This is a genomic window from Streptomyces sp. NPDC048001 (genome assembly GCF_043203115.1).
GTDB classification, from domain to species: Bacteria; Actinomycetota; Actinomycetes; order Streptomycetales; family Streptomycetaceae; genus Streptomyces; species Streptomyces sanyensis.
On the sequence record NZ_JBIDBN010000011.1, the window covers coordinates 182,757 to 207,243 of the forward strand.

Sequence of the window (24,487 nt, forward strand, 5' to 3'; positions counted from 1 at the left end):
GCCGGTGCCGCCCGGGCGTCCGGCGGGGCGGGGGCGCGGCCCGTGGGGCGCGTCTCATCCCAGCCGGAAGAGCGCCCAGACGACCTTGCCCCGCAGCGCCCCGGCGAGCGGGTGCCAGCCCCAGCCGTCGCTGAAGGACTCCACCAGCAGCAGCCCGCGCCCCGACTCGGCGGCGAAGTCCTCCTCCGCCTGCCGGGCGGTGGGGCCCTCGTCGCTGGGGTCGCGCACCGCGCACACCAGGCGGCCGGTCCAGCGCATCAGGTGCAGCCGCACCGGCGTCTCGCCGCCCTGCTCGTGCACCTCGCCCCCGGGCTGCGCCGGCCCGCCCTCGGGGGCCAGTGCGTGCCGCAGGGCGTTGGTGACGAGCTCGGAGACGACCAGCGCCACGTCGTCGAAGCGGTGCGCGAGGTCCCACTGGCCGAGCGTCGCCCGGGTGAACTGCCGTGCGCCGCGCACCGCTTCATGGCGGGGCGGCAGGGCGCAGGAGGCGGAGGTGGCCGCGGTCGAGGGGTCGGTCGGGTAGAGCCCCTGCCTTAACGGCGCGAGCATGGTCGATCGATTCGTCCCCATGCGAGGCACTCCCGGGATTCGCTGCTGTGGCGCTACGACACGAACGAGCACGCAGGTGCGCGAGCACCATCGTTCCCAATGCGTAGGGCAGATGCAAGGGCAGATGCACGTGCACGCGCCGGACCTGTCCGTGCCCGTGGCGGTTGCTGCTCATTTCTTCCAGGGGCCGGTCGGGAGACCCGGCGGTGCTGTCTACTCTTTCCGTAACCGAGCGAGTACAGGCTGAAGCCTTTTGGTGGCAGAATCCGGCTCTTGGGTTTCGGGAGGTACTCGGCGACGATCGGACGCGGTGAAATGGTGCACGGGCAGGGAGGGTTCGGGTCGTGACAGCAGGAGTGTCAGGGGCGGCGTCGCCCGCATGGGGCGATCCCCGCGGCGAGGGGCCGGGCGGAGGGTCGGTCGTCCGGCGCATCCTGCTGGGGTCCCAGCTGCGGCGCCTGAGGGAGTCCCGGGGGATCACGCGGGAGGCGGCCGGGTACTCCATCCGTGCCTCCGAGTCCAAGATCAGCCGCATGGAGTTGGGCCGGGTGAGCTTCAAGGCGCGCGACGTGGAGGACCTGCTCACCCTCTACGGCGTGGGCGACGAGGCGGAGCGCGCCTCGCTCCTCGGGCTCGCCAGGGAGGCCAACGTCGCCGGCTGGTGGCACAGTTACGGCGATGTGCTGCCGGGCTGGTTCCAGACCTACATCGGCCTGGAGGGCGCGGCCTCGGTGATCCGTATCTACGAGGTCCAGTTCGTGCACGGGCTGCTGCAGACGGAGTCCTACGCCCACGCGGTGGTCTCCCGCGGGATGCCCGGCGCCCCTGCCCCGGAGATCGACAAGCGGGTCGCCCTGCGGCTGGAGCGGCAGAAGGCGCTGGTGTCGGAGAACGCCCCCCTGCTGCACGTCGTCCTCGACGAGGCGGCGCTGCGCCGCCCCTACGGCGACCGGAGCGTGATGCAGGACCAGTTGCGGCACCTGATCCATGTCTCCGAGCAGTCCAACATCACGCTCCAGGTGATGCCCTTCGGGTTCGGCGGGCACGCGGGCGAGAGCGGGGCGTTCACCCTGCTGAGCTTCCCCGAGTCCGATCTCTCCGACGTGGTCTACCTGGAGCAGCTGACCAGCGCCCTCTACCTCGACAAGCGCGAGGACGTCGCCCAGTACGCCCGGGTCATGGAGCGTCTGTGCGAGGACAGTCCGGATGCCGCCGACACCCGGGACCTGCTGCGCGGGCTCCTTCAACTCGCCTGAAACATGCGTACGATGACGAAGCATCAGACAACTTGACGCGCGCCGGCGCCCCCGCCGCCCCTGCCCATGGAGCAGTGATCACATGTCCTTCTTCAGCGACCTGGCACTCCAGTACATAGACGGCGAATGGAAGCCGGGCAGCGGTTCCTGGGACATCATCGACTTCAACCCCTACGACGGCGGGAAGCTGGCCTCGATCACGGTGGCCACCGCCGAGGAGGTCGACCAGGCGTACCGGGCGGCCGAGCGCGCGCAGACCGCCTGGGCCGAGACCAACCCCTACACCCGCCGGGGGGTCTTCGAGAAGGCGCTGCGGATCATCGAGGACCGCGAGGAGGAGATCGCCGCGGCGATCGTCGCGGAGCTCGGCGGCACCCACCTCAAGGCCGCCTTCGAGCTCCACCTCGTCAAGGAGTTCCTCCGCGAGGCCGTCCAGTTGGCCCTGCGGCCCGAGGGGCGCATCCTGCCCTCCCCGGCCGACGGCAAGGAGAACCGCGTCTACCGCGTCCCGGTCGGCGTCGTGGGTGTCATCAGCCCGTTCAACTTCCCCTTCCTGCTCTCGGTCAAGTCGGTGGCCCCCGCCCTGGCGCTCGGCAACGCGGTGGTGCTCAAGCCGCACCAGAACACGCCCGTCTGCGGAGGGACCCTGGTCGCCAAGGTCTTCGAGGACGCCGGTCTGCCCGCCGGCCTGCTCAACGTCGTCGTCACCGACATCGCCGAGATCGGCGACGCGCTGCTGGAGCACCCCGTTCCGAAGGCCATCTCCTTCACCGGCTCGGACCGGGTGGGCCGCCATGTGGCGACCGTCTGCGCCGCCCACTTCAAGCACGCCATCCTCGAACTGGGCGGCAACAGCGCCCTGATCGTGCTCGACGACGCCGATGTCGACTACGCGGTGGACGCGGCCGTCTTCAGTCGTTTCGTCCACCAGGGCCAGGTGTGCATGGCCGCCAACCGCATCCTGGTCGACCGCTCGCTCCAGGCGGAGTTCACCGAGAAGTTCGTCGCCAAGGTGCGGACCCTCGCCGTCGGCGACCCGGCCGACCCGGCGACCCACATCGGCCCGCTGATCAACGCCTCCCAGGCCGAGGCCGTCTCCGCCCTCGTGGAGCAGACCGTCGCGGCGGGGGCGACCGCCCTGCTGCGCGGCACGGTGGAGGGGAACCTGGTCTCCCCGACGGTGCTCGCGGACATCCCCGAAGGCGCACCCGTCCTGGGCCAGGAGATCTTCGGCCCCGTGGCGCTCCTCATCCCGTTCGAGGGGGAGGACGAGGCGGTGCGGATCGCCAACGACACCCCCTACGGGCTGAGCGGCGCCGTCCACACCGGGGACGTGGAGCGCGGTGTGCGGATCGCCAAGCGGATCCACACGGGCATGATCCACATCAACGACGGCACCGTGCACGACGAGCCGATCGTCCCGTTCGGCGGGGAGAAGCACTCCGGTCTCGGCCGCCTCAACGGCGACGCCATGCTGGACGCCTTCACCACGCAGAAGTGGATCTCGGTACAGCACGGCCGTTCGCGCTTCCCCTTCTGAGGCGCTTGAGGCGCTTCCGGTTCCGAGTCGCTTCCGGTTCCGAGGCGCTGCCGGGCCCCCGTGCCCCGACCGGACGCCCGCGCCCCGCCCGGGCCCGCCGCCCGTCGGCGAGCCCCGCCGGGCGCTCCCGCTCGCCGTGCCCCGCCGCCCGGTCCCTGCCGGGGGGCGGGGCTTCGCCGTGACCGGTGGCCCCCGTCCCACCGGATGCGCGTCTCTTCGGGGCCTCCGCGCCCGCCCCGGTCCCTTGCGGACAGAACCTGTCCGCAAGGCTTCGTAGCGTGGCAGGTGCAGCAGGGGAGAGGACCCCGGCGCGGATCGGAAGGCGGCACCACCATGGTCACCCACATTCCCGCGGAGGCACCCGGCGACGAGCGCGGCGCCCTGCTCGCCTACGTCGAGGGCCAGCGGGCGGCGATCCGGCGCTCGGTGCTCGGGCTGACGGAGGAGCAGGCCGCGAGCCGGCCGAGCGCCAGCCGGCTCTCACTGTCCGGACTGCTCAAGCACGTCGCCGAGATCGAACTGAACTGGCTGCGGTTGGCCCAGCAGCGCCCCAACGAGCGGCAGCGCACCGAGGAGACCTGGGAGGAGGGCTTCCGGCTGGTCGGGGACGAGACCGTGCCCGGCTTCCTGGCGTTCTGGGACGGAGTGGCGCGGGAGACCGAGGAGTTCATCCGCTCGGCGCCGAGCCTGGACCAGGTGTTCCCGCTCCCCGAGGCACCCTGGTTCCCGGTGGACGGCAGGATGTCGCTGCGCGCGCTGCTGCTGCACCTCGTCGAGGAGTTCGCCCGGCACGCGGGCCACGCCGACATCATCCGCGAGTCCCTGGACGGCAAGGACGCCTTCGCCCTGATCGACCTGGCCGAGGCCGGGCACTGAGGCGAGGGCCCGGGGCCGCGCGCCCGCACCGCCCCGGGCCCCCGCCCCGCCGCGCAGCTCACCCCGCCGGGCGAGCGCGTCCGCCGCCGCCTCGCGCTCCGCGGCGGTCGGCCCGTCCACGATCCCGGCGACCCCATGGCAGCCGGAGCGGGCGGCCGCGGGCCCGTGGCCCGCCCTACCCGTGGCCCGCCGTACCGTGGACGTGGAACCCGGCCGGGCAGCGGCGGACCGCGGCGCCGGGGGAGGGCCTGGCCCGGAGGCAGGTCGTCCCGGAGCCCGGGGCGGTGGAGAAGCGGTGTAGAAATCGACCACCGGCCGGACGGCCCGGCACGGCGGGAGCGGGACGGCCTTCTCCGCCATCCGGACCAGGCTGGCCACACCCGACGAGAAGGGGACCCCGGCAGATGTCAGCGATCCGGCTCCTGGTGCTCGGCGCCGTGCGGCAGCACGGACGGGCCCACGGCTACCAGGTGCGCAACGACCTGGAGTACTGGGGCGCCCACGAGTGGTCCAACGCCAAGCCCGGCTCGATCTACCACGCGCTCAAGCAGATGGCGAAGCAGGGCCTGCTGCGCGCCCACGAGACCGCGCCCTCGGACGCGGGCGGCCCCCCGCGGACCGAGTACGAACTCACCCCCCGGGGCACCGAGGAGTACTTCGGCCTGCTCCGGGAGTCACTGGCCGCCCACGACCAGCGGACGGACGTCCTGTCCGCGGCGCTCGGCTTCATCGTCGACCTGCCCCGCGCCGAGGCCGTCGGGCTGCTGCGCACCCGGGTGCGCGCCATCGAGGAGTGGCGCTCCTCGGTCACGGAGTACTACACGCCCCCGGAGGGGACGGCCTCGCTCGGCCACATCGGCGAGATCATGGACTTCTGGCTCGCCTCCGCGGACGGGGGCTCCGCCTGGACCCGCGGGCTGATCGCCCGCATCGAGGCCGGCGCCTACACCTTCGCCGGGGAGGGCGAGCCGTTCGTCGGCGTGCTGGCCGAGGGGCAGGAGAACCCCTACGCCAACGGGATCCCCCACGAGGGCGACGGCCGCTGAACGCCCCGGCGGCGTGCTCAGTGGTGGAAGGCCGTCGCGGCGGAGCGGTCCCGGGCCAGCGGCCCCGGCTGCCGCCGCAGCTCGGGCAGCACCTGGTCCAGGTCGTCCAGGAGCAGGTCCGCCAGGTCGACCGAGAAGCCGTTGCGGCACACGACCCGCAGCACCGACAGGTCCTCCCGGTTCGCCGGGAAGGTGTACGCGGGCACCAGCCAGCCCCGCTCGCGCAGCCGCTGCGAGACGTCGAAGACGTCGAAGGACCCCACGCCGTCCGCGGTGGTGAAGGCGAACACCGGCAGCTGGTCGCCCCGGGTCAGCAGCCGGAAGTCCTCCAGGGCGCCGATCCGCCCGGCCAGCCCCGAGGCCACGTCCCGTGCGGCCTGCTGCACCGCCCGGTAGCCCTCCCGGCCCAGCCGCAGGAAGGTGTAGTACTGCGCCACCACCTGCGCCCCCGGGCGGGAGAAGTTCAGCGCGAAGGTCGGCATGTCGCCGCCCAGGTAGTTGACCCGGAAGACCAGCTCCTCCGGCAGGGCCTCGGAGGACCTCCACAGCGCCCAGCCGACGCCCGGGTAGACCAGCCCGTACTTGTGGCCCGAGGTGTTGATCGAGGTCACGCGCGGGAGGCGGAAGTCCCAGGCCAGGTCCGGGTCGAGGAAGGGCGCCACCATCGCCCCGGACGCCCCGTCCACATGGACCGGCACGTCCACCCCGGTGCGCTCCCGCAGCGCGTCCAGCGCCGAGCAGACCTCCGCGACGGGCTCGTAGGAGCCGTCGAAGGTCGAGCCCAGGACGGCGACCACGCCGATCGTGTCCTCGTCGCACAGCGCGGCCGCCGCCTGCGGGTCGAGGTGGAAGCGGTCGCCCTCCATCGGCACCAGCCGCGGCTCCACCTCCCAGAAGGTGCAGAACTTCTCCCAGCAGACCTGGACGTTCACCCCCATCACCAGGTTCGGCCGCGCCCGCGCCGGGTACCGGTCGGCGTTCCGTTGCGCCCAGCGGCGCTTCAGCGCCATCCCGGCGAGCATGCACGCCTCGCTGGAGCCCGTCGTCGAGCAGCCGACCGCCGCCGTCGGGTCGGGGGCGTGCCACAGGTCCGCCAGCATCGCCACGCACCGGCGCTCCAGCTCCGCGGTCCGCGGGTACTCGTCCTTGTCGATCATGTTCTTGTCGCGGCACTCGCTCATCAGCACCGCGGCCTGGGGCTCCATCCACGTCGTGACGAAGGTCGCCAGGTTGAGGCGGGAGTTGCCGTCCAGCATCAGCTCGTCGTGGACCAGCTGGTAGGCGGTCGACGGTGTCATGGGCCCGTCGGGCAGGCGGTGGACGGGCGGAGCCGCGGTCATGTCGCCGACGGGGTCGGCCGCCCCGAAGAAGGGGTTCAGCGCAAGCCGGCGCCGCCGGGGGTCGTCGTCACCGCGCGTACCGGGGGAACCTGGGTGAAGTGCCATGGGACCCAGGCTCGCCTCGGCGGACACCCCCCGCAACGCGAGCCCCGCCGCACCGCCGGACGGGCCTCAGGCCTGCGCGACCACCACCGCCGTGCCGTAGGCGCACACCTCGGTGCCCACGTCCGCCGCCTCCGTGACGTCGAAGCGGAAGGCCAGCACGGCGTTCGCGCCGCGCGCCGCCGCCTGGTCGACCAGCCGCGCCATGGCCTGGTTGCGCGTCTCGACCAGGGTCTTCGTCAGCCCCCTGAGCTCACCGCCGACCATCGACTTCAGCCCGGCTCCGATCTGGCTCCCCAGGTGCCGCGAGCGCACGGTCAGGCCGAAGACCTCACCGATCACCCGCTCCACCCGGTACCCGGGCACATCGTCCGTGGTGACCACCAGCACGTCGACGCCGGGGTTCTGCCCGCCGCCGTATTCCTCGATACCCATGGGCCCAGCTTCGGGCCCACCGGCCCGGCCCGCATCCCGGTACCCCGTGGAACCGGAGGCGTTCATCGTGCGTTGATAGTTTTGGGCGGCCTACTGTCCCGAACGACTTACACCACAGGAGCCCGGACCTCGTGAACACCCTTGCGCTCGGACCGAGCTGGCTCGACCCGGACTACCTGATCACCACGTTCGGGCTGATCGGGGTCCTGGTCATCGTCTTCGCCGAGTCCGGCCTCCTGATCGGCTTCTTCCTTCCGGGCGACTCCCTGCTCTTCACCACCGGTCTGCTGGTGACCACCGGCAAGATCGACATGCCGCTGTGGCTCGTCTGCACCCTCATCGTGGTGGCCGCGGTCATCGGCGACCAGGTGGGCTACCTCTTCGGCCGCAAGGTGGGCCCCGCGCTCTTCAAGCGCCCGGACTCGCGCTTCTTCAAGCAGGAGAACGTCGAGAAGGCCCACGACTTCTTCGAGAAGTACGGCCCCAAGTCCCTGGTCCTCGCCCGTTTCGTGCCCATCGTGCGCACCTTCACGCCGATCATCGCCGGCGTGAGCCGGATGAACTACCGCTCCTTCGTCACCTTCAACATCATCGGCGGTGTGCTGTGGGGCGCCGGGGTGACGCTGCTCGGCGCGGCGCTCGGCAAGGTCGAGTTCGTGCACCAGAACATCGAGGCCATCCTCATCCTGATCGTGCTGATCTCCGTGGTCCCGATCGTGATCGAGCTGCTGCGCGCCCGCTCCAAGAACAAGAAGGCCGCCGCGGACGGCTCCGCGGGCGGCGACGACGACACGCCCCCCTTCCCGCAGCGCGGGCGCCACGCCCGCCGCTGACACCGCCCGCCCGTACCCCGGTACCGCCGCCCGAGCCCCCGCCCCGCGGGGGCTCGCGCGCGTGGCGGGTGCGGAGCACGCGGGCCCCCGCGACCGCCGTCGCGCGCGAGCGGACCGCCCGGCGCCTCAGAAGCCGCGGGTCCGCTTGGCCGCGCGGCGCCCGCCGGGCAGCTGGATCTCGCCGGGCGCCCCCGGTACCCGGAGGAAGAGCCGGGTCACCTCGGAGCCCAGGTTCACCCCGATCGCGATGGCCAGCGCCAGCGCCGCGGCCTTGCTCAGGGAGCCCAGCCCGTCGTTCAGGTCGCCCCGTGCGATGGACAGCAGCCCGAAGTACAGCGCGCTACCGGGGAGCAGCGGACCGATCGAGGCCGTCACGTACGGCATCGCCGAGGTGAACTGGTAGCGCGCGAGCATCTGGCCGAACAGGCCCACCAGTCCCGCCGCCGCCGCGGTGGCCGCCACGGGCGAGACGCCGCCCTGGATCGCCAGCGCCCCGTACACCACCCAGGCGACGCCCCCGTTGAGGGTCGCGAGCCACACCGTGTGGCGCTCCTGCTGGAGCATGACCGCGAAGCACAGCGACAGCGTCATCGCCGCGAGCGTCTGCACCTCCGGGCGGTCCACGCTGTGCAGCGCGGTCTCCGGCTGCAGCCCGGCGTCCAGCGCGAACCCGAGGTAGAGCACGCTGAGCACACCCACGACGATGCCGACGACCAGGTAGCCGACCTCCAGCAGACGCGCCGAGGCCGTGATGTAGAAGCCGGTCAGGCCGTCCTGCACGGCCGCGACCAGTGCCCGCCCCGGGATGAGCGCGAACAGGCCACCGGTGATCACCGCGGAGGCCCGGACGTCCAGCGGGGACAGGCTCAGCCCCACCCCGAAGGCCGCCGGGGGCATCGCCGCCACCACGAACTGGTAGAACTCCGGCAGGCCCCGCCCCGCCGCCAGCCACGCCAGCCGGTCCCCCAGCATCGCGCTGATCGCCGCGGCCAGGAAGACGATGACGTTACCGCCGACCAGCACGGCCGCGGACCCGGCCAGCAGCCCGCCCGCCAGGGTGATCGCCCAGCCGGGGAAGGGGTGCCGGTTGCGCCGGATCTCCGCGAGCCTGCGGTACGCCTCCTCCAGGGTGACGTCCGACTCCTCGACGCTGATGTCGTGCACCAGGCGGTAGACGGCCGCCAGCCGGGTGTAGTCCGTGCCGCGGCGGCGCACGGTGCGGTTGGCCGTCACCGGGTCGTCCACCAGCGACGGCTGGTAGGTGATCGACAGCAGGGTGAAGGTGACCGTGGGCTCGCAGCGGTCCAGCCCGTAGGAGCGGGAGACGGCGAACATGGCCGCCTCCACGTCCTCGGCGCCCTCGCCGCCCGCGAGCAGCAGCTCGCCGATCCGCAGGGTCAGGTCGAGCACGCGGGGGACCGCGGGCCCCTCCTCGTCGGCCCGCGGGACCGTGTCCGGCACCGGGCGCTCCCCGACGGGCAGCCGCAGCATCGCCCGCATCCGGTCCTGCCAGGGGGCGTTCTGCGTCACCCTGACCAGGGCCGTGCCGTGCGCCGGGGTGAAGGCCGCAGGAGAACTCCGGGCGCTGTACGTGGACGGCGGGGCGAAGGCCGAACCCTCCGGCTCGGCCTGCACGGGGTCCGCCAGGAAACCCTTCGGCACGGAGAACTCGGAACTGGGATGGTCCTCCTCCGGGGCCTCCCGGTGCTCCACGCCCACCGGCGGGGCGAAGGCGCTGTGCGCCTCGTCGGACTGAGGCTTCCGGTCTTCCGGACCCTCGGACTCCGCCACCACTCGCCGTCCTCGCTCCCTCTCGCTCCTGCCCTCTGCCCGGCACTCCTGCCCAGTATGGGCGCGGTCAAGGGGAGGTACGCGTCGCGGGCGGGACACCTGTGTGTCCCGCCCGCGACCGGGGCCCTGCGGCGGAGCGTCAGTGAGCGCCGCCCTGCGCCTCCAGGCGCTTGTAGCTGGCCTCGATCTCGGCCTCGGCCTCGGCGCGGCCGACCCAGTTGGCGCCCTCGACGGACTTGCCGGGCTCCAGGTCCTTGTAGACCTCGAAGAAGTGCTGGATCTCCAGGCGGTCGAACTCGGAGACGTGGTGGATGTCGCGCAGGTGCTCGACGCGCGGGTCCGACGCCGGGACGCACAGCAGCTTGTCGTCGCCACCGGCCTCGTCGGTCATCCGGAACATGCCGATGGCCCGGCAGGTGATCAGGCAGCCCGGGAAGGTGGGCTCGTCCAGGATGACGAGGGCGTCCAGCGGGTCGCCGTCCTCTCCGAGGGTGTTCTCGACGAAGCCGTAGTCCGCCGGGTAGCTGGTCGAGGTGAAGAGCCGACGGTCCAGGCGGATCCGACCGGTCTCGTGGTCCACCTCGTACTTGTTGCGCGAACCCTTCGGGATCTCGATGGTGACGTCGAACTCCACGGGTGGCTCCTCCATGATCAAGACATAGCAAGACGCGAATCTGGTGGTTAAGTGTCCCTCACGCACAGGTGTGATCGCGAAAGGGGCTGGTGCGGGGTGCCGAAGGTCGGAACATGGCAGCTCGCGACGGGTGCCGCCGTGGTCGGGCTCGTCCTGTCGGTCGGGGCGGTGACCCTGGCCGGACCCTGGGACACGGGCCAGCGTACGGCCGAGCGCCGATGGGCGGCCGCCCGCGCCGACCCGGGTGGCGCACATCACGACGCGTCCGCCGCCCACCGCCCGCCGCCCGCCCCGAGCGCACCCCCGGTGCTCGACCCGCTCGGCGGCACCCGTGCCGCTCCGGCGGACGCCCCGGGCGCCGCCCCCGGCGGCCTCGCGACCGCCCTCGCCCCGCTGCTGGCGGACCCGGCGCTGGGCACCGCCCCCACCGCCTGCGTCGTCGACCTCGCCACCGGCCGCCGCCTCTACGGAGCGGGGGCCTCCCGGCCGATGGTCCCGGCCTCCACGATCAAGATCGCCACCGCCGCCGCCGCCCTGGGCGCGCTCGGCCCCGACCACCGCGTCCCCACCACCGTCGTGGCCGTCCCGGGCGAGGTGCGGGTGGTCACGCTCGTCGGCGGCGGCGACGCCACCCTGGACCGGGACCGCCTGGACGACCTCGCCGACCGCACCGCCCGCGCCCTCGGCGACCGGGGCGCCGACGCGGTGCGGATCGCCTATGACACGGCCCTCTACCCCGGGGCCCGCCTGCACCCCATCGGCCCCAACGACAACATCGCCCCGATCAGCGCGCTCATGGTCGACCAGGGCCGCAACGACCCCGCGAGCAGCGGACCCGCCACCCGCTCGGCCGACCCGGCCGGCGAGGCCGCCCGCGTCTTCGCCGACCGGCTGAGCGAGCACGGCGTACGGGTGGACGGCACTCCCGCGCCGGGCCGCGCGCCCGAGGAGGCCGTGCCGGTGGCCCAGGTGCTCTCCGCCCCCCTGGCCCGGGTGGTCGAGCGGATGCTGACCCACAGCGACAACGACATCGCCGAGTCGCTGGCCCGGCAGACCGCCGTGGCCGCCGGCCGCCCCGCCGACTTCGCCGGGGCGGAACGGGCCGTCACCGACCAGCTCCGCCGCCTGGGCCTGCCGTTGGCCGGCACCCGGTTCGCCGACGGCAGCGGCCTCGACCGGCGGGACAGGGCCACCGCCGAACTGCTCACGGCCCTGCTCGCCAAGGCGGCCGACCCGGAGCACCCGGAGCTGCGCCCGGTGCTGACCGGGCTGCCCGTGGCGGGGTTCACCGGCACCCTCGACGGCCGCTACCCGGCCGCCTCCCCGGGCTCCGGGCTCATCCGGGCCAAGACCGGCACGCTCACCGGCGTCGACACCCTGGCGGGCACCGTGGCCGCCCCGGACGGCCGTGTGCTCGCCTTCGCCTTCCTGGCCGGCGACACCTCCTCGCCCTACGCCGCCCGGCCCGCGCTGGACCGCCTGGCGGCGGCGCTGCTGGAGTGAGACCGGGCGCCCCGTCCCGGTGGGAAGGCACCGCCGACACCTCTACGCGGCACCGGTCGAGAACGTACGGTTGACGCATGACGAGCATCGGTGGTGCCGAGATGGTCGACTGGAACCTCGCCGTGGCGACGGCCACCCGCTTCGTGCGGCCCGGGCCCGACGCGAGCCGGGACGAGGCGCGCGCCGTCGTCGCCGAGCTGCGGCGGCACGCCAAGGCGTCCGAGGAGCATGTGCGCGCCTTCACCCGCATGGTCCCCGAGGGGGTGACACCGCGGGACACACCGGTCCTCGTCGTGGACAGGGCGGGCTGGATCCGGGCCAATGTCGCGGGCTTCCGGGAACTGCTCAGCCCCCTGCTGGACAAGATGCGCGAGCGCCGCTCCGACACCGCGGGCGGGGCCGTCCTCGGCGCCGTCGGCGGCAAGGTGACCGGCGTGGAGCTCGGGATGCTGCTGTCCTTCCTCGCCTCCCGGGTCCTCGGCCAGTACGAGACCTTCGCCCCGGCGAGCCGGACGCTCCCCGACGGCGCTCCCGCGGGGCCCGGCGGCAACGGCGGCGGACGGCTGCTGCTGGTGGCCCCGAACATCGTGCACGTCGAGCGGGAACTCGACGTGGACCCGCACGACTTCCGGCTCTGGGTCTGCCTGCACGAGGAGACGCACCGCACCCAGTTCACCGGGGTGCCCTGGCTGCGCGACCACCTGGAGGGCGAGATCCAGTCGTTCCTCGCGGAGACCGACGTGGACCCGATGACCGTCCTGGAGCGGTTGAGGGAGGCCGCCCAGTCGCTGGCGGGGGCACGCCCCGAGGGCGAGGAGGACGAGGGCCGGTCCCTGGTCGAACTGGTGCAGACGCCCGCCCAGCGCGAGATCCTCGGGCGCCTGACGGCCGTGATGTCGCTGCTGGAGGGGCACGCCGACTTCGTGATGGACGGAGTGGGGCCCGCCGTGGTGCCCTCGGTCGCCGAGATCCGGGAGAAGTTCCAGCAGCGGCGCGCCCGCGGCGCCGGCCGTCTGGACCTGGCCCTGCGCAAGCTCCTCGGCCTGGACGCCAAGCTCCGCCAGTACCGTGACGGCGAGCGCTTCGTCCGGGCGGTCGTGGAGGAGGTCGGCATGGACGGCTTCAACCGGGTGTGGACCTCCCCCAACACCCTCCCCACCAAGGCGGAGATCGCCAAACCGGCGGACTGGGTCGCGCGGGTGCACCGCAGGGCGGAGTCGTGAACCGCGGGTACGGGGTCGCGAACGGCGGCTCGCCGGGAGCACGTGAGCGCCCCTCCAATCACCCGTCCGAGGGACCGTAGGCGTTGGATAGGCGTGCAATGCTCGGGTATTGGCTCGGCTCTGTCACCATCGACGCACTCTGAGTGACGAATGCGGGCGGCCGGTTCGCCGGCCCCGCACCGTCCTCGGGCCGACACCCCTCCCGACACTCCACGAAGGGCACCGGACATGGGTCCCCATCCTGCGGTCGCGGCGATACGCCTGGCGGTCCGCCGCGTTCTGAACGACGTCCTCACCCAGCACGCCCGGCACGCCGTCGGGGCCGGCACCCGCGCCCCGGAGCCCGCCGACGGCCCTCCCCTGGTGCTCGTCGCCTGCTCCGGCGGGGCCGACTCCATGGCCCTGGCCTCCGCCCTCGCCTTCGAGGCCCCCAAGCTCTCCGTCCGCGCCGGCGCCGTCACCGTCGACCACGGACTCCAGGCCGGCTCCGACCTCCGCGCCGCCGAGGTGGCCGCCCGCCTCACCGCGCTGGGCCTCGACCCCGTCGAGACCGCCACCGTGCGCGTGGGGCGCGCCGGCGGCCCCGAGGCCGCCGCCCGCGACGCCCGCTACGGCGCGCTCGACGCGGCCGCCGAGCGCCTCGGGGCCGCCGCCGTGCTCCTCGGGCACACCCGGGACGACCAGGCCGAGACCGTGCTCCTCGGGCTCGCCCGGGGATCCGGCATCCGCTCGCTCTCCGGTATGGCCGCCGTCTCGGGGGCGGCGGGCCGCTACCGGCGCCCGTTCCTGCTGATCGACCGCCAGACGGTCCGCAAGGCGTGCATGGTCCAGTCGCTGCCGGTGTGGGACGACCCCCACAACGCCGATCCGGCCTACACCCGCTCCCGGCTGCGCCACGAGGGGCTGCCGGCCCTGGAGAAGGCGCTGGGCAAGGGCGTCGTGGAGGCGCTCGCCCGCACCGCCCAGCTCTCCCGCGACGACGCCGACGCCCTCGACGCCTGGGCGGCCGAGGCGGCCGCCGGAGTCCGCAGCGCGGACGGCGGCCTGGAGTGCGCCAAGCTCTACGTGCTGCCCCCCGCCGTGCGCCGCCGGGTGCTCCGCCGGGCCGTGATCGAGGCCGGGTCGCCCGCCGGTTCGCTCTTCGCCCGCCACATCGAGGAGGTGGACCGCCTGATCACCGGTTGGCGGGGCCAGCGGGCCATCAATCTGCCCGGGCGGATCCAGGTGCTGCGCCAGGGTGGCAGACTGGTCATTCGGCAAGGGTGAACCGCCGAGACAGAAAGCGACGCGGGTGAACGAGAAGGACATGGGCAGCGACCTCCAGTCGGTGCTCATCACCAAGGAAGAGATCGACGCCAAGCTGGCCGAGCTGGCGGCGAAGATCGACGCGGAGTACGCGGGCAAGGACCTGCTCATCGTCGGCGTCCTCAAGGGCGCGGTGATGGTGATGGCGGACCTGGCGCGTGCGCTCGCCACCCCCGTCACGATGGACTGGATGGCCGTGTCGTCGTACGGCGCGGGCACGCAGTCCTCCGGCGTGGTGCGGATCCTCAAGGACCTCGACACCGACATCAAGGGCAAGCACGTCCTGATCGTCGAGGACATCATCGACTCGGGCCTGACGCTGTCGTGGCTGCTGAGCAACCTGGGGTCGCGCGAGCCGGCCTCCCTGGAGGTCTGCACCCTGCTGCGCAAGCCCGACGCGGCGAAGGTCGCCATCGACGTGAAGTGGATCGGGTTCGACATCCCGAACGAGTTCGTCGTCGGCTACGGCCTGGACTACGCCGAGAAGTACCGCAACCTGCCGTTCGTGGGCACACTCGCCCCGCACGTCTACGGGGGCTGAGCCGCCGGCACGCTGGGGAACCCAGCCCGCCTTTCCGCCGTTGGTGCAAGGGAAGGCGGTCGCCGGTGCCGAAGCTGGGGTACCGTCCGAAGAACAGTTGTCATTTCTCATAGCAGTCGCATAAACGAGTCAACAGCGGCATTTCACTACGGGCAGGAGGGACGGGGCGTTCTCGCTCCGTATGGATGGACGTGAAGCGATACTTCCGTGGGCCGGTCATGTGGATCGTGCTGGCCGTCCTCGCCGTGGTCGTGCTGATGCAGGTCGTCGGCTCGTCCGGCGGCTACAAGACGGTGGACACCGGCAAGGTCGTCCAGGCGATCGACAGGAACCAGGTCCAGCAGGCCAAGCTGACCACAGGCGACGAGCAGCTCGTCAAGATCGAGCTCAAGGAGGGCCAGAAGGTAGACGGCGGCACCAAGGTGCAGGCCAGCTACATCGGCACCCAGGGCGTCGACCTGGCCGACAAGCTGCAGGAGAAGTTCGAGGCGGGTGAGATCGAGAAGGGCTACACGGTCTCGGTCTCGAAGCAGAGCCCCTTCGTCTCGGTGCTCTTCTCCCTGCTGCCGCTGCTGCTCATCGTGGTGGTCTTCCTCTTCCTGATGAACCAGATGCAGGGCGGCGGCTCCCGCGTCATGAACTTCGGGAAGTCGAAGGCCAAGCTCATCACCAAGGACACCCCGAAGACGACCTTCGCCGACGTGGCGGGGTCGGACGAGGCGGTCGAGGAGCTCCACGAGATCAAGGAGTTCCTCCAGGAGCCGGCGAAGTTCCAGGCCGTCGGGGCCAAGATCCCCAAGGGCGTGCTGCTGTACGGCCCGCCGGGAACCGGCAAGACCCTGCTCGCGCGCGCCGTCGCCGGCGAGGCGGGCGTCCCGTTCTACTCGATCTCGGGATCCGACTTCGTCGAGATGTTCGTCGGTGTCGGCGCCTCCCGGGTCCGTGACCTCTTCGAGCAGGCGAAGGCCAACGCCCCGGCGATCGTCTTCGTCGACGAGATCGACGCCGTCGGCCGCCACCGCGGTGCCGGCCTCGGCGGCGGCCACGACGAGCGCGAGCAGACGCTCAACCAGCTGCTCGTCGAGATGGACGGCTTCGACGTGAAGGGCGGCGTGATCCTCATCGCCGCCACCAACCGGCCCGACATCCTCGACCCGGCGCTGCTGCGACCGGGCCGCTTCGACCGGCAGATCGCCGTGGACCGCCCCGACATGCAGGGGCGGCTGGAGATCCTCAAGGTCCACCAGAAGGGCAAGCCGGTCGCCCCGGACGTCGATCTCGGCGCCGTGGCCCGCCGGACGCCCGGCTTCACCGGTGCCGACCTGTCGAACGTGCTGAACGAGGCCGCGCTCCTCACGGCGCGCAGCGACCGCAAGCTCATCGACAACCACTCGCTGGACGAGGCCATCGACCGCGTGGTGGCGGGCCCGCAGAAGCGGACCCGGATCATGTCCGACAAGGAGAAGAAGATCACCGCGTACCACGAGGGCGGTCACGCCCTGGTCGCGGCGGCCTCACCCAACTCCGACCCGGTCCACAAGATCACCATCCTGTCGCGCGGACGGGCACTGGGCTACACCATGGTCCTGCCGGACGAGGACAAGTACTCGACCACGCGCAACGAGATGCTCGACCAGCTCGCCTACATGCTGGGCGGCCGGGCCGCGGAGGAGCTCGTCTTCCACGACCCGACGACCGGCGCGGCGAACGACATCGAGAAGGCCACGGCCACCGCCCGGGCGATGGTCACGCAGTACGGCATGACCGAGAGGCTCGGCGCCATCAAGTTCGGCGGCGACAACAGCGAGCCCTTCCTCGGCCGCGAGATGGCCCACCAGCGCGACTACTCGGAAGAGGTCGCCGCGCTGGTCGACGAGGAGGTCAAGAAGCTCATCGAGTCCGCGCACAACGAGGCGTGGGAGATCCTGGTCGAGAACCGCGACGTCCTCGACAACCTGGTGCTCCAGCTCCTGGAGAAGGAGACGCTGGGCAAGGAGGAGATCGCCGAGATCTTCGCCCCGATCGTGAAGCGCCCGGCCCGTCCGGCGTGGACCGGTTCCTCCCGGCGCACTCCCTCCACCCGCCCGCCGGTGCTCTCCCCCAAGGAGCTCGCACTGACCAACGGCGCGGCGAACGGAGCGGCCCCCTCGGTGACGGACCTCACCAAGGCACCGGCCGAGCCGGTAGCGGAGGAGCGCCCCGAGGCCTGAGCCCCAGGCCAGGGCACTGCCCCGGAATGACTGCCGCGCCCCCCGGGCTCTAGCCTGGGGGGCGCGGCATTCTCATATGCCCGCGCTGCGAGCAGACAGGAACGAGGCACAGATGACCGACCCGGTGACGCTGGACGGCGAGCGTTCGATCGCCGAGTTCGACGAGAAGCGGGCGGAGAACGCGGTACGGGAACTGCTCCTCGCCGTCGGGGAGGACCCGGACCGCGAGGGCCTGCGCGAGACGCCGGCGCGCGTGGCGCGGGCTTACAAGGAGATCTTCGCCGGCCTGCGGCAGCAGCCCGAGGACGTGCTCACCACCACCTTCGACCTGGGCCACGACGAGATGGTGCTGGTGAAGGACATCGAGGTCTACTCGACCTGCGAGCACCACCTGGTCCCCTTCCGGGGCGTGGCGCACGTCGGCTACATCCCCTCCACCACCGGCAAGATCACCGGCCTGTCCAAGCTGGCCCGCCTGGTGGACGTCTACGCCCGGCGCCCGCAGGTGCAGGAGCGGCTCACCACCCAGATCGCCGACTCGCTGATGGAGATCCTGGAGCCCCGCGGTGTGATCGTGGTCGTCGAGTGCGAGCACATGTGCATGTCGATGCGCGGCATCCGCAAGCCCGGCGCCAAGACCCTCACCTCGGCGGTCCGCGGGCAGCTGCGCGACGTGGCCACCCGCAACGAGGCCATGAGCCTGATCATGGCGCGCTGACCTGCGCTGACCCGTGCTGACCTGCGGGGCGCGCCGTTCGCTCCGGCTCCGGGACGCCGGCCGGGCCGGCGGCTCCCGCGCCGGGACTCCCGGGCCCCTGGCGCCGCCCCCTTCCGCGTCCGGGCCGGGCGGATCAGGCCGTGCTGGCCTTGGGGTCGTTGTCGTCGTCGCCGTCCTCCGGGAGCTTGCAGACCCGCTCCAGCCACAGGGCGGTCGCGATGACCGCGATCCCGGCCACCACCGCGAAGCCCGCGTAGATCGCCTGGTCGCGCCGGGCCGGAACGTCCAGGGAGCCCAGCAGAAAGACCCCGGCGCCGCCGTACATCCCGCTCACCAGCGCCGCGACCAGGGCGCTGGCCTGCGCGAACACCACGGCCCGCGCGGCCATCAGCGGCTCCACGCCCTCGGCGCCGGGACGCCGTTCGCGCTGCGCCTTCAGCCGGTTGCGCAGCGAGAGGGCCGTCGCCGCCAGCACGGTCGCGATCACCGCGAGCACGATCGGCGCGGCCAGCGGGACGCTCGGCAGCGTGCCGAGCGCGTCCCACAGGCGGGCGCCGCCCCAGGAGAGGACGCCGGCCGCGACGAAGATCCCGGCCAGCACTCCGAGCCGTAGTTGCCTCACCGCTGCGAGCCGCCCTTCACCGTGTCCACCTCGTCCGTACGGGGCCTCGTCCGCCGCGCCCGTACGGGGCCGCGCCCGTACGGGACGGTGATCGCCCCGTACGAGCCTAACGACTACTCGGGCAGCCGCAGTTCCAGGTCGGCGCGGGCGTGGACCGTGCCGTCGCCGACCCCGGCGAGCAGCTCGGCCACCGCACCGCGGCCCGGAAGCTGCGCCTCCGGCTGTACGTCGTGCCAGGGGGCCAGCACGAAGGCCCGCTCATGGGCCCTGGGGTGCGGCAGGGTGAGGGCCGGGTCGTCGGAGACCACGTCCGCGTAGGACACGATGTCCACGTCGATCGTGCGGGGGCCCCAGCGCTCCTCGCGGACGCGGTGGAAGGCCTCCTCGATCGCCTGGCCCCGCTCCAGCAGCGAGGACGGCGGCAGCGTGGTGCGCACCACCACGACGGCGTTGAAGTAGGAGGGCTGGCTGCCGGGCTCCACGCCCCAGGGCTCGGTCTCGTAGACCGGGGAGACCGCCTTGACGCGCAGCCCCGGCGTGTCCTCCAGCAGGTCCACGGCGCCCTGGAGGGTCTCCAGCCGGTTGCCGAGGTTGGACCCGAGGGAGATCACGGCCTGCTTCGGGTTGGACAGGGTCACGTCCGCGGCGTCCACCTGCTCGACCACGGATGCGGGCACCGGCTGCACGGTCGGGTCGCTCGCTGCCTGGTTCATACTCGGCTCCGGGTGATCGTGATGGTCACGTCGTCGAAGGGGACCGTGATCGGTGCGTCCGGTTTGTGGACCACGACCTCGACCTCCTCGACACCGTCGTGTTTCAGGCACTGGCGGGCGATACGCTCCGCCAGCGTCTCGATCAGGTCGACCGGATCGCCCTCGACGACCGCGACGACCTCCTCCGCCACCACGCCGTAGTGCACGGTCTTCGCCAGGTCGTCGTCGGCCGCCGCCGGGCGGGTGTCCAGGCCGAGCACCAGGTCCACGATGAAGGTCTGGCCCTCCTCCCGTTCACGGGGGAAGACGCCATGGTGCCCGCGGGCCTTGAGGCCGCGCAGCGCGACACGATCCACGCGAATCACTCCTGCTTTCTCTGCTGGCGGACGGGTCGCCCGCCACGTGCGGGTGGCGCGGTACCCGACGTCGAATCTACCGCCGGGCACCGACGGCCCGCGCCCACGGGGTCCCGCCGGGCCGGTTGTGCGGAGACGGGTGAGCGGCGCCTACCCGCCGAGGCGGGGGACGAACCTCCCCCGGGGCGTCAGGAGGCGCCGTCCTCCTCCTCGCCGTCGGAGTCCGCCAGCACGGGGGAGCCGTGGTGGGACCAGAGCTTCCAGCCGTCCGGCGTGCGGCGGAAGACGTTGGTGGCGACGACGAGCTGCCCCAGCAGCGGCCCGAGCTCGCCCGCCTCCTCCGCCGGCCCCCCGCTGAGGATGTTCTCCGTACAGGTCACCAGGGCGGTGTCGCCGGCCACGTCGACCGTGACATCGGTCAGGAAGAACTGGATGTACTCCGTGTTCGCCATGATCAGGGCGTAGGAGCGCAGTACCTCGCCGCGCCCGGAGAGCACCGGCCAGCCGGGGTGGACGCAGAAGACGCCGTCGTCCATCCACAGGGCCGACAGCCCCTCGAAGTCCCCCCGCTCCATCGCCTCGTAGAAGGCGGTGTTGGCCGACTCGACCCGCTCCGCGTCGCTACGGCTCACCGGGCGGCGCCCTCGACGGCCCGGGCGACGCGGACGGCGTCCGCGGTGGCCCGCACCTCGTGGACCCGGACCGCCCAGGCGCCCCGGTGCGCGGCGATCGCGGAGACCGCGGCGGTGGCGGCGTCCCGCTCCCGGGCGGGCGGGGCGGTGCCCTCCTTGGCCAGCACATGCCCGAGGAACCGCTTGCGGGAGGCGGCGACCAGCACCGGGCGCCCCAGGGCGCGCAGCGCGTCGAGACCGGCGAGAAGCGCGAGGTCGTGCTCGGCGTTCTTGGCGAAGCCGAGACCGGGGTCGACGACCAGCCGCTCGAAGGCGATGCCGCCCGAGACCACCGCGTCCAGCCGCTCGGCCAGCTCGGCCGTCACCTCGGCGACCACGTCGCGGTAGACGGCGCGGCTGTTCATGTCGGCGCTGAAGCCGCGCCAGTGCATCACCACGAAGGGCGCCCCGGCCGCGGCGACCACGGGCACCATCCGGGGGTCGGCGAGACCGCCGCTGACGTCGTTGACCAGCCGGGCCCCGGCGGCCACCGCCTGCTCGGCCACCGAGGCGCGCATGGTGTCCACCGAGACGGCGACGCCCTCGGACGCCAGCCCCCGTACCACCGGGACGACCCGGCGGAGCTCCTCCTCCTCGTCGACCCGGGTGGCGCCCGGCCGGGTGGACTCGCCGCCGACGTCGACCAGGTCGGCGCCCTGGGCGACGAGGTCCAGGCCGCGCTTGACCGCGGCCGTGGTGTCGAACCAGCGGCCTCCGTCGGAGAAGGAGTCGGGTGTCACGTTGACGACTCCCATGACCGCGCAGCGGTCCCACTCCGGCAGGCCGTCGGCCGTACCCCGTCCGCTTGAGCTCTTCATGCTCCCAGCCTAGGTCTTCCGTTCGGACGGGGCCGAGCCGGTCGGACGGCCGGGAGGCCGGTCCCGGCGGGGGCGCCGGCCGCCCTCGGGGGCGGCCCCCGTCACGCCGCCCTGGTCCGGGAGGACCCGTCCTGCGGGGGTCCGGCGGGGTCCCTCGCGGACCTGGCCAGGGCGGGGAGGTGCGCGCAGGGGGCAGGCTCCCGGGCGGGGCGGCGCCCGGCGAGGGGCCGCGGGAGGGAGAGGTCGACGAAACCCTCGGCGCGCAGCGCCGCCAGGCCGATCCGGGGCAGGTCGCGGGAGCCCCGGAAGACCACGAAGCGGGGCTCCCACCGGGGCCGGAACTTCGCGTTGAAGCGGTACAGCGACTCGATCTGGAACCAGCGCGACAGGAACACCAGCAGCGCGCGCCAGGTCCGCAGCACCGGTCCCGCGCCGATGCGCTCCCCGCGGGCGAGCGCGGCGCGGAACATCGCGAAGTTGAGCGAGACCCGCACCACGCCGAGCGCGGGTGCGCCGCGCAGCGCGGCGACGATGAGCAGCTCGTTCATCCCCGGGTCCGCGGCGCGGTCGCGGCGCATCAGCTCCAGCGACATCCCGTCGGCACCCCAGGGGACGAAGTGGATCACGGCCTTCAGATCGCCGTGGGGGCCGTCGCCGCCCGGCTGGTGCGCGGTCGCCAGGACCGCGTCGCCGTCCGCCGGGTCGCCGATGCGGCCGAGCGCCATGGAGAACCCGCGCTCGGTGTCGGTTCCGCGCCAGTCGGCGGCGGCGCGGCGGATCCGCTCCAGCTCCTCGGCCGGGACGTCACGGACGCGTCGTACGCGGGTGCGGTAGCCGGCGCGCTCGATCCGCCCCACCATCTGGCGCACGTTGCGCATGGCGCGCCCCGCCAGGGAGAAATCCGCGACGTCCACCACCGCCTCGTCGCCCAGCTCCAGCGCGTCCAGGCCCGTCTCGCGCGTCCAGACCCGTGCACCGGTCTCGGAGCAGCCCATGACCGCCGGAGTCCAGGAGTGCGCCGTGGCCTCGTCCATGAAGCGCTCGATGGCGCCGGGCCACGCCTCCACGTCCCCGACGGGGTCGCCCCCGGCCAGCATCACCCCCGACACCACCCGGTAGCAGACGGCGGCCTTGCCGCTCGGGGAGAAGACGACGGCCTTGTCGCGGCGGAGCGCGAAGTGGCCGAGGGAGTCGCGACCGCCGTGCTCGGCGAGCAGGGCGCGCAGGCGCTCCTCGTCCTCCGGGGTGAGCCGGGCCGCGGGGTGCTCGGGCCGCAGCGCCAGGTACACCGTGGTGACGGCCGTCAGCAGCCCCAGGGCGCCGAGCGAGTACGCGACGGTGCCGGAGGCGCCTCCGGTGTAGGCGAGGGGGCCCTCGATGCCGACCAGCCCGTACATGACGTGCTCCAGGCGGTCGGCGAGGCCGGGGCTGCCCCGGGTCGCGCCCGGGTGGGCGCTCACGATCACCAGGCCGAGGAGGATCGAGCCCGCGCCCATGGAGACGAAGTTGACCGGCGCCCGCCACCGGCTGCGGGGGTCGGGCAGAGCCGCGAACTGCCCGCGGTGGCGCACCAGCAGCCACAGCAGGGCCAGCGACAGCAGCACGCCGACGGGGGAGTGCCGGTAGGCGAACTGGGCGGCGGCGCCCAGCGGCAGCAGGACCACCGCGGCCCGCCACGCCCGGTGCTTGCGGCGCCGGAGGCCGTGCGCGAGCAGGAGCAGCAGGATGCCCGCGCTGAGCGAGAGCGCCGCGGCGAACGGGCCGAGCGCCCCGGGCAGCACCTCGGCGACCGTGTGCACCCGGCTGTGCCGGAACCGGGGGAACACCCCGGCGGCGATGTCGACCAGGCCCACGAAGGTGCAGGCGGCGCCGACGATCGCGGGCGCCGCCTCGGGGCGGGGGCCGCGCAGCCGCCGTCGGCCGCCCTTCGGCGGTCCCGGATCCGGCCGTGGGGCGTCCCTGTCTACCGTTGCGGACATCGCTCGCGTGACTCCGATGAGGTCGTGCGCCCGGACCTCGGGGGGTGCGGTCCGGGCGATGGCGCCTTCTATGACGGCACCCGCCCCGGCAGGGTTCATCCGCCCGCGGCAAAATCCCGGCGGACGGCGGGTCTCAGCCCCGGCCCGGACCCTCCGCGCCGGCCGCTCCGGGAGCGGACCCGGGCCTCGCGGAGCCGGCTCCGGCGGTCGGCTCCTGGGCGCCGACCGAGCGCCGGAGCGCCCGGTGCAGACGCGCGGGCGTCAGCACCCCGGCGAAGCGGTCGCCGTCCTCGGGGTCGACCACCGCGATCCACCCGGCGTCGTGCCGGAGCATCAGGGACAGCGCCTGCTTGAGCGGGGAACCGAGCGGAACGCTGGCGTCCATCCGGCGGACCCGGTCGCGCACCTCCCCGCCGAGCCGCACCTCCTCGGCCGGGATCCAGCCGTAGGGCTGCCCGGCGCCGTCGAGCACCACCGCGGGGCCCTCGGCGCCGCCCGGCAGCCGGTCACCGACCTGGAACACCGCCGGGTGCTCCAGGTCGACTCGCGCGAGCGGGGTGACCGCGAGCCGCTTCAGCCCCCGGTCGGCGCCCACGAACCCGGCCACGTACTCCGTCGCGGGGGCGCCGAGGACGGTGGCCGGGGCGTCGAACTGCTCGATCCTGCCCTGCCCGTAGACGGCGATGCGGTCGCCGAGGCGCACCGCCTCCTCGATGTCGTGGGTGACGAACAGGACCGTCTTGCGCACCCGCGACTGCAGGGCGAGGAACTCGTTCTGGAGGCGCTCGCGCACCACCGGGTCGACGGCGCCGAAGGGCTCGTCCATCAGCAGCACCGGCGGGTCCGCCGCCAGCGCGCGGGCCACGCCCACCCGCTGGCGCTGCCCGCCGGAGAGCTGCTCGGGGTAGCGCGGGCCGTGGACGGACGGGTCCAGCCCCACGAGTTCGAGGAGTTCGGCGGCCCGGGCCCGCGCCCGGGCCCGGCCCGTGCCGAGCAGCTGGGGGACGGTGGCGGTGTTGTCGAGCACCGTGCGGTGGGGGAAGAGGCCGACCTGCTGGATGACGTAGCCGATGCGGCGGCGCAGCTGCACCGGGTCGACCCCGGCCACGTCCCGGCCCTCCACCAGGACCCGCCCGGAGGTCGGCTCCACGAGGCGGTTGACCATCTTCATGGTGGTCGTCTTCCCGCAGCCCGAGGGGCCGACCAGGGTGACCAGTTCGCCCTCGGCGACCTCGAAGGAGAGGTCGTCGACGGCGCTGGTGCCGTCCGCGTACCGCTTGCTGACGTGCTCGAAACGGATCATGGCTCCCGATTCTCCCCCCTGCCGCGGACAGCGCCCCGGCGAGGTGGGGGCGGTGGGCACCGCGCCTGTCGGTGGCCGGGGTTAGGGTCGTCCCCGGTGTGCACCGTACGTGCCGTCGACATG

The 24,487-nt window shown here is 73.2% G+C and carries 23 protein-coding genes; 11 read left to right on the forward strand and 12 right to left on the reverse strand.

The window, feature by feature from the left end:
• Positions 1-54: 54 nt before the first annotated feature.
• Positions 55-570 (reverse strand): ATP-binding protein, encoded by a 516-nt coding sequence (locus ACGF15_RS21595; protein ID WP_345614323.1) that lies wholly within the window; start codon positions 568-570, stop codon positions 55-57.
• Between the two features lie 323 nt (positions 571-893).
• Between ACGF15_RS21595 and ACGF15_RS21600 the strand changes: the two genes are divergently transcribed.
• From ACGF15_RS21600 to ACGF15_RS21615, 4 genes are all read left to right on the forward strand, one after another.
• A complete protein-coding gene (locus tag ACGF15_RS21600; RefSeq protein ID WP_376427310.1) occupies positions 894-1,805 on the forward strand; it encodes a helix-turn-helix domain-containing protein in 912 nt (303 codons plus the stop codon).
• Positions 1,806-1,887: 82 nt separating this feature from the next.
• Positions 1,888-3,345 carry an aldehyde dehydrogenase family protein gene (locus ACGF15_RS21605; protein ID WP_345614322.1) on the forward strand — a complete coding sequence of 486 codons (1,458 nt, stop codon included), beginning with the start codon at positions 1,888-1,890 and terminating at the stop codon, positions 3,343-3,345.
• 333 nt (positions 3,346-3,678) lie between these two features.
• Positions 3,679-4,221: a DinB family protein gene (locus ACGF15_RS21610; protein WP_362607822.1), complete on the forward strand. Its 543-nt coding sequence runs from the start codon at positions 3,679-3,681 to the stop codon at positions 4,219-4,221.
• Positions 4,222-4,625: 404 nt separating this feature from the next.
• Positions 4,626-5,267: a PadR family transcriptional regulator gene (locus ACGF15_RS21615; RefSeq protein WP_392801106.1), complete on the forward strand. Its 642-nt coding sequence runs from the start codon at positions 4,626-4,628 to the stop codon at positions 5,265-5,267.
• Positions 5,268-5,284: 17 nt separating this feature from the next.
• On the opposite strand, the gene ACGF15_RS21620 is transcribed toward ACGF15_RS21615, so the two are convergent.
• Both ACGF15_RS21620 and ACGF15_RS21625 read right to left on the reverse strand, forming a co-directional pair.
• Positions 5,285-6,712 carry a glutamate decarboxylase gene (locus tag ACGF15_RS21620; RefSeq protein ID WP_345614319.1) on the reverse strand — a complete coding sequence of 476 codons (1,428 nt, stop codon included), beginning with the start codon at positions 6,710-6,712 and terminating at the stop codon, positions 5,285-5,287.
• Positions 6,713-6,778: 66 nt separating this feature from the next.
• Positions 6,779-7,144: a YbjQ family protein gene (locus tag ACGF15_RS21625; RefSeq protein ID WP_362607825.1), complete on the reverse strand. Its 366-nt coding sequence runs from the start codon at positions 7,142-7,144 to the stop codon at positions 6,779-6,781.
• Between the two features lie 131 nt (positions 7,145-7,275).
• On the opposite strand from ACGF15_RS21625, the gene ACGF15_RS21630 reads away from it, so the two are divergent.
• Complete coding sequence (locus tag ACGF15_RS21630) at positions 7,276-7,977, forward strand: VTT domain-containing protein (RefSeq protein WP_345614317.1); 702 nt, start codon at positions 7,276-7,278, stop codon at positions 7,975-7,977.
• Between the two features lie 126 nt (positions 7,978-8,103).
• On the opposite strand, the gene ACGF15_RS21635 is transcribed toward ACGF15_RS21630, so the two are convergent.
• Together ACGF15_RS21635 and ACGF15_RS21640 are read right to left on the reverse strand one after the other, a co-directional pair.
• Positions 8,104-9,771: a threonine/serine exporter family protein gene (locus ACGF15_RS21635; RefSeq protein ID WP_345614316.1), complete on the reverse strand. Its 1,668-nt coding sequence runs from the start codon at positions 9,769-9,771 to the stop codon at positions 8,104-8,106.
• A 136-nt stretch (positions 9,772-9,907) separates the two neighbouring features.
• Entirely contained in the window at positions 9,908-10,402 is a 495-nt protein-coding gene (locus ACGF15_RS21640; protein ID WP_187744513.1) for an inorganic diphosphatase, read from the reverse strand.
• A gap of 96 nt (positions 10,403-10,498) precedes the next feature.
• Between ACGF15_RS21640 and dacB the strand changes: the two genes are divergently transcribed.
• The 6 genes from dacB (at position 10,499) to folE (ending at position 17,902) form a co-directional block, all read left to right on the forward strand.
• Positions 10,499-11,905 carry a D-alanyl-D-alanine carboxypeptidase/D-alanyl-D-alanine-endopeptidase gene (dacB, locus tag ACGF15_RS21645; RefSeq protein WP_392801111.1) on the forward strand — a complete coding sequence of 469 codons (1,407 nt, stop codon included), beginning with the start codon at positions 10,499-10,501 and terminating at the stop codon, positions 11,903-11,905.
• A 77-nt stretch (positions 11,906-11,982) separates the two neighbouring features.
• Positions 11,983-13,128, forward strand: a complete 1,146-nt coding sequence (locus ACGF15_RS21650) for a zinc-dependent metalloprotease (RefSeq protein ID WP_345614314.1) — start codon at positions 11,983-11,985, stop codon at positions 13,126-13,128.
• Positions 13,129-13,356: 228 nt separating this feature from the next.
• Positions 13,357-14,394, forward strand: a complete 1,038-nt coding sequence (gene tilS / locus ACGF15_RS21655; protein WP_345614313.1) for a tRNA lysidine(34) synthetase TilS — start codon at positions 13,357-13,359, stop codon at positions 14,392-14,394.
• Between the two features lie 40 nt (positions 14,395-14,434).
• Positions 14,435-14,974 carry a hypoxanthine phosphoribosyltransferase gene (hpt, locus tag ACGF15_RS21660; RefSeq protein WP_345614403.1) on the forward strand — a complete coding sequence of 180 codons (540 nt, stop codon included), beginning with the start codon at positions 14,435-14,437 and terminating at the stop codon, positions 14,972-14,974.
• A gap of 185 nt (positions 14,975-15,159) precedes the next feature.
• Positions 15,160-17,184: an ATP-dependent zinc metalloprotease FtsH gene (ftsH, locus tag ACGF15_RS21665; protein ID WP_345614312.1), complete on the forward strand. Its 2,025-nt coding sequence runs from the start codon at positions 15,160-15,162 to the stop codon at positions 17,182-17,184.
• 112 nt (positions 17,185-17,296) lie between these two features.
• Positions 17,297-17,902, forward strand: coding sequence for a GTP cyclohydrolase I FolE (gene folE, locus ACGF15_RS21670; RefSeq protein WP_256526589.1), 606 nt, complete (start codon positions 17,297-17,299; stop codon positions 17,900-17,902).
• 133 nt (positions 17,903-18,035) lie between these two features.
• Here folE and ACGF15_RS21675 read toward each other — a convergent pair whose 3' ends face one another.
• From ACGF15_RS21675 to ACGF15_RS21705, 7 genes are all read right to left on the reverse strand, one after another.
• Positions 18,036-18,524: a DUF3180 domain-containing protein gene (locus tag ACGF15_RS21675; protein ID WP_345614311.1), complete on the reverse strand. Its 489-nt coding sequence runs from the start codon at positions 18,522-18,524 to the stop codon at positions 18,036-18,038.
• A gap of 113 nt (positions 18,525-18,637) precedes the next feature.
• Positions 18,638-19,237, reverse strand: a complete 600-nt coding sequence (folK, locus tag ACGF15_RS21680; protein ID WP_345614310.1) for a 2-amino-4-hydroxy-6-hydroxymethyldihydropteridine diphosphokinase — start codon at positions 19,235-19,237, stop codon at positions 18,638-18,640.
• Positions 19,234-19,593 (reverse strand): dihydroneopterin aldolase, encoded by a 360-nt coding sequence (gene folB, locus ACGF15_RS21685; protein ID WP_256526592.1) that lies wholly within the window; start codon positions 19,591-19,593, stop codon positions 19,234-19,236. The genes folK and folB overlap by 4 nt, the downstream gene beginning before the upstream one ends.
• A 188-nt stretch (positions 19,594-19,781) precedes the next feature.
• A complete protein-coding gene (locus ACGF15_RS21690; protein ID WP_392801119.1) occupies positions 19,782-20,225 on the reverse strand; it encodes a nuclear transport factor 2 family protein in 444 nt (147 codons plus the stop codon).
• Positions 20,222-21,082 (reverse strand): dihydropteroate synthase, encoded by an 861-nt coding sequence (folP, locus tag ACGF15_RS21695; RefSeq protein WP_345614307.1) that lies wholly within the window; start codon positions 21,080-21,082, stop codon positions 20,222-20,224. The genes ACGF15_RS21690 and folP overlap by 4 nt, the downstream gene beginning before the upstream one ends.
• A gap of 101 nt (positions 21,083-21,183) precedes the next feature.
• Positions 21,184-23,061 (reverse strand): phosphatidylglycerol lysyltransferase domain-containing protein, encoded by a 1,878-nt coding sequence (locus ACGF15_RS21700; RefSeq protein ID WP_392801122.1) that lies wholly within the window; start codon positions 23,059-23,061, stop codon positions 21,184-21,186.
• A gap of 133 nt (positions 23,062-23,194) precedes the next feature.
• Positions 23,195-24,364: an ABC transporter ATP-binding protein gene (locus tag ACGF15_RS21705; RefSeq protein ID WP_392801125.1), complete on the reverse strand. Its 1,170-nt coding sequence runs from the start codon at positions 24,362-24,364 to the stop codon at positions 23,195-23,197.
• Positions 24,365-24,487 lie beyond the last annotated feature (123 nt).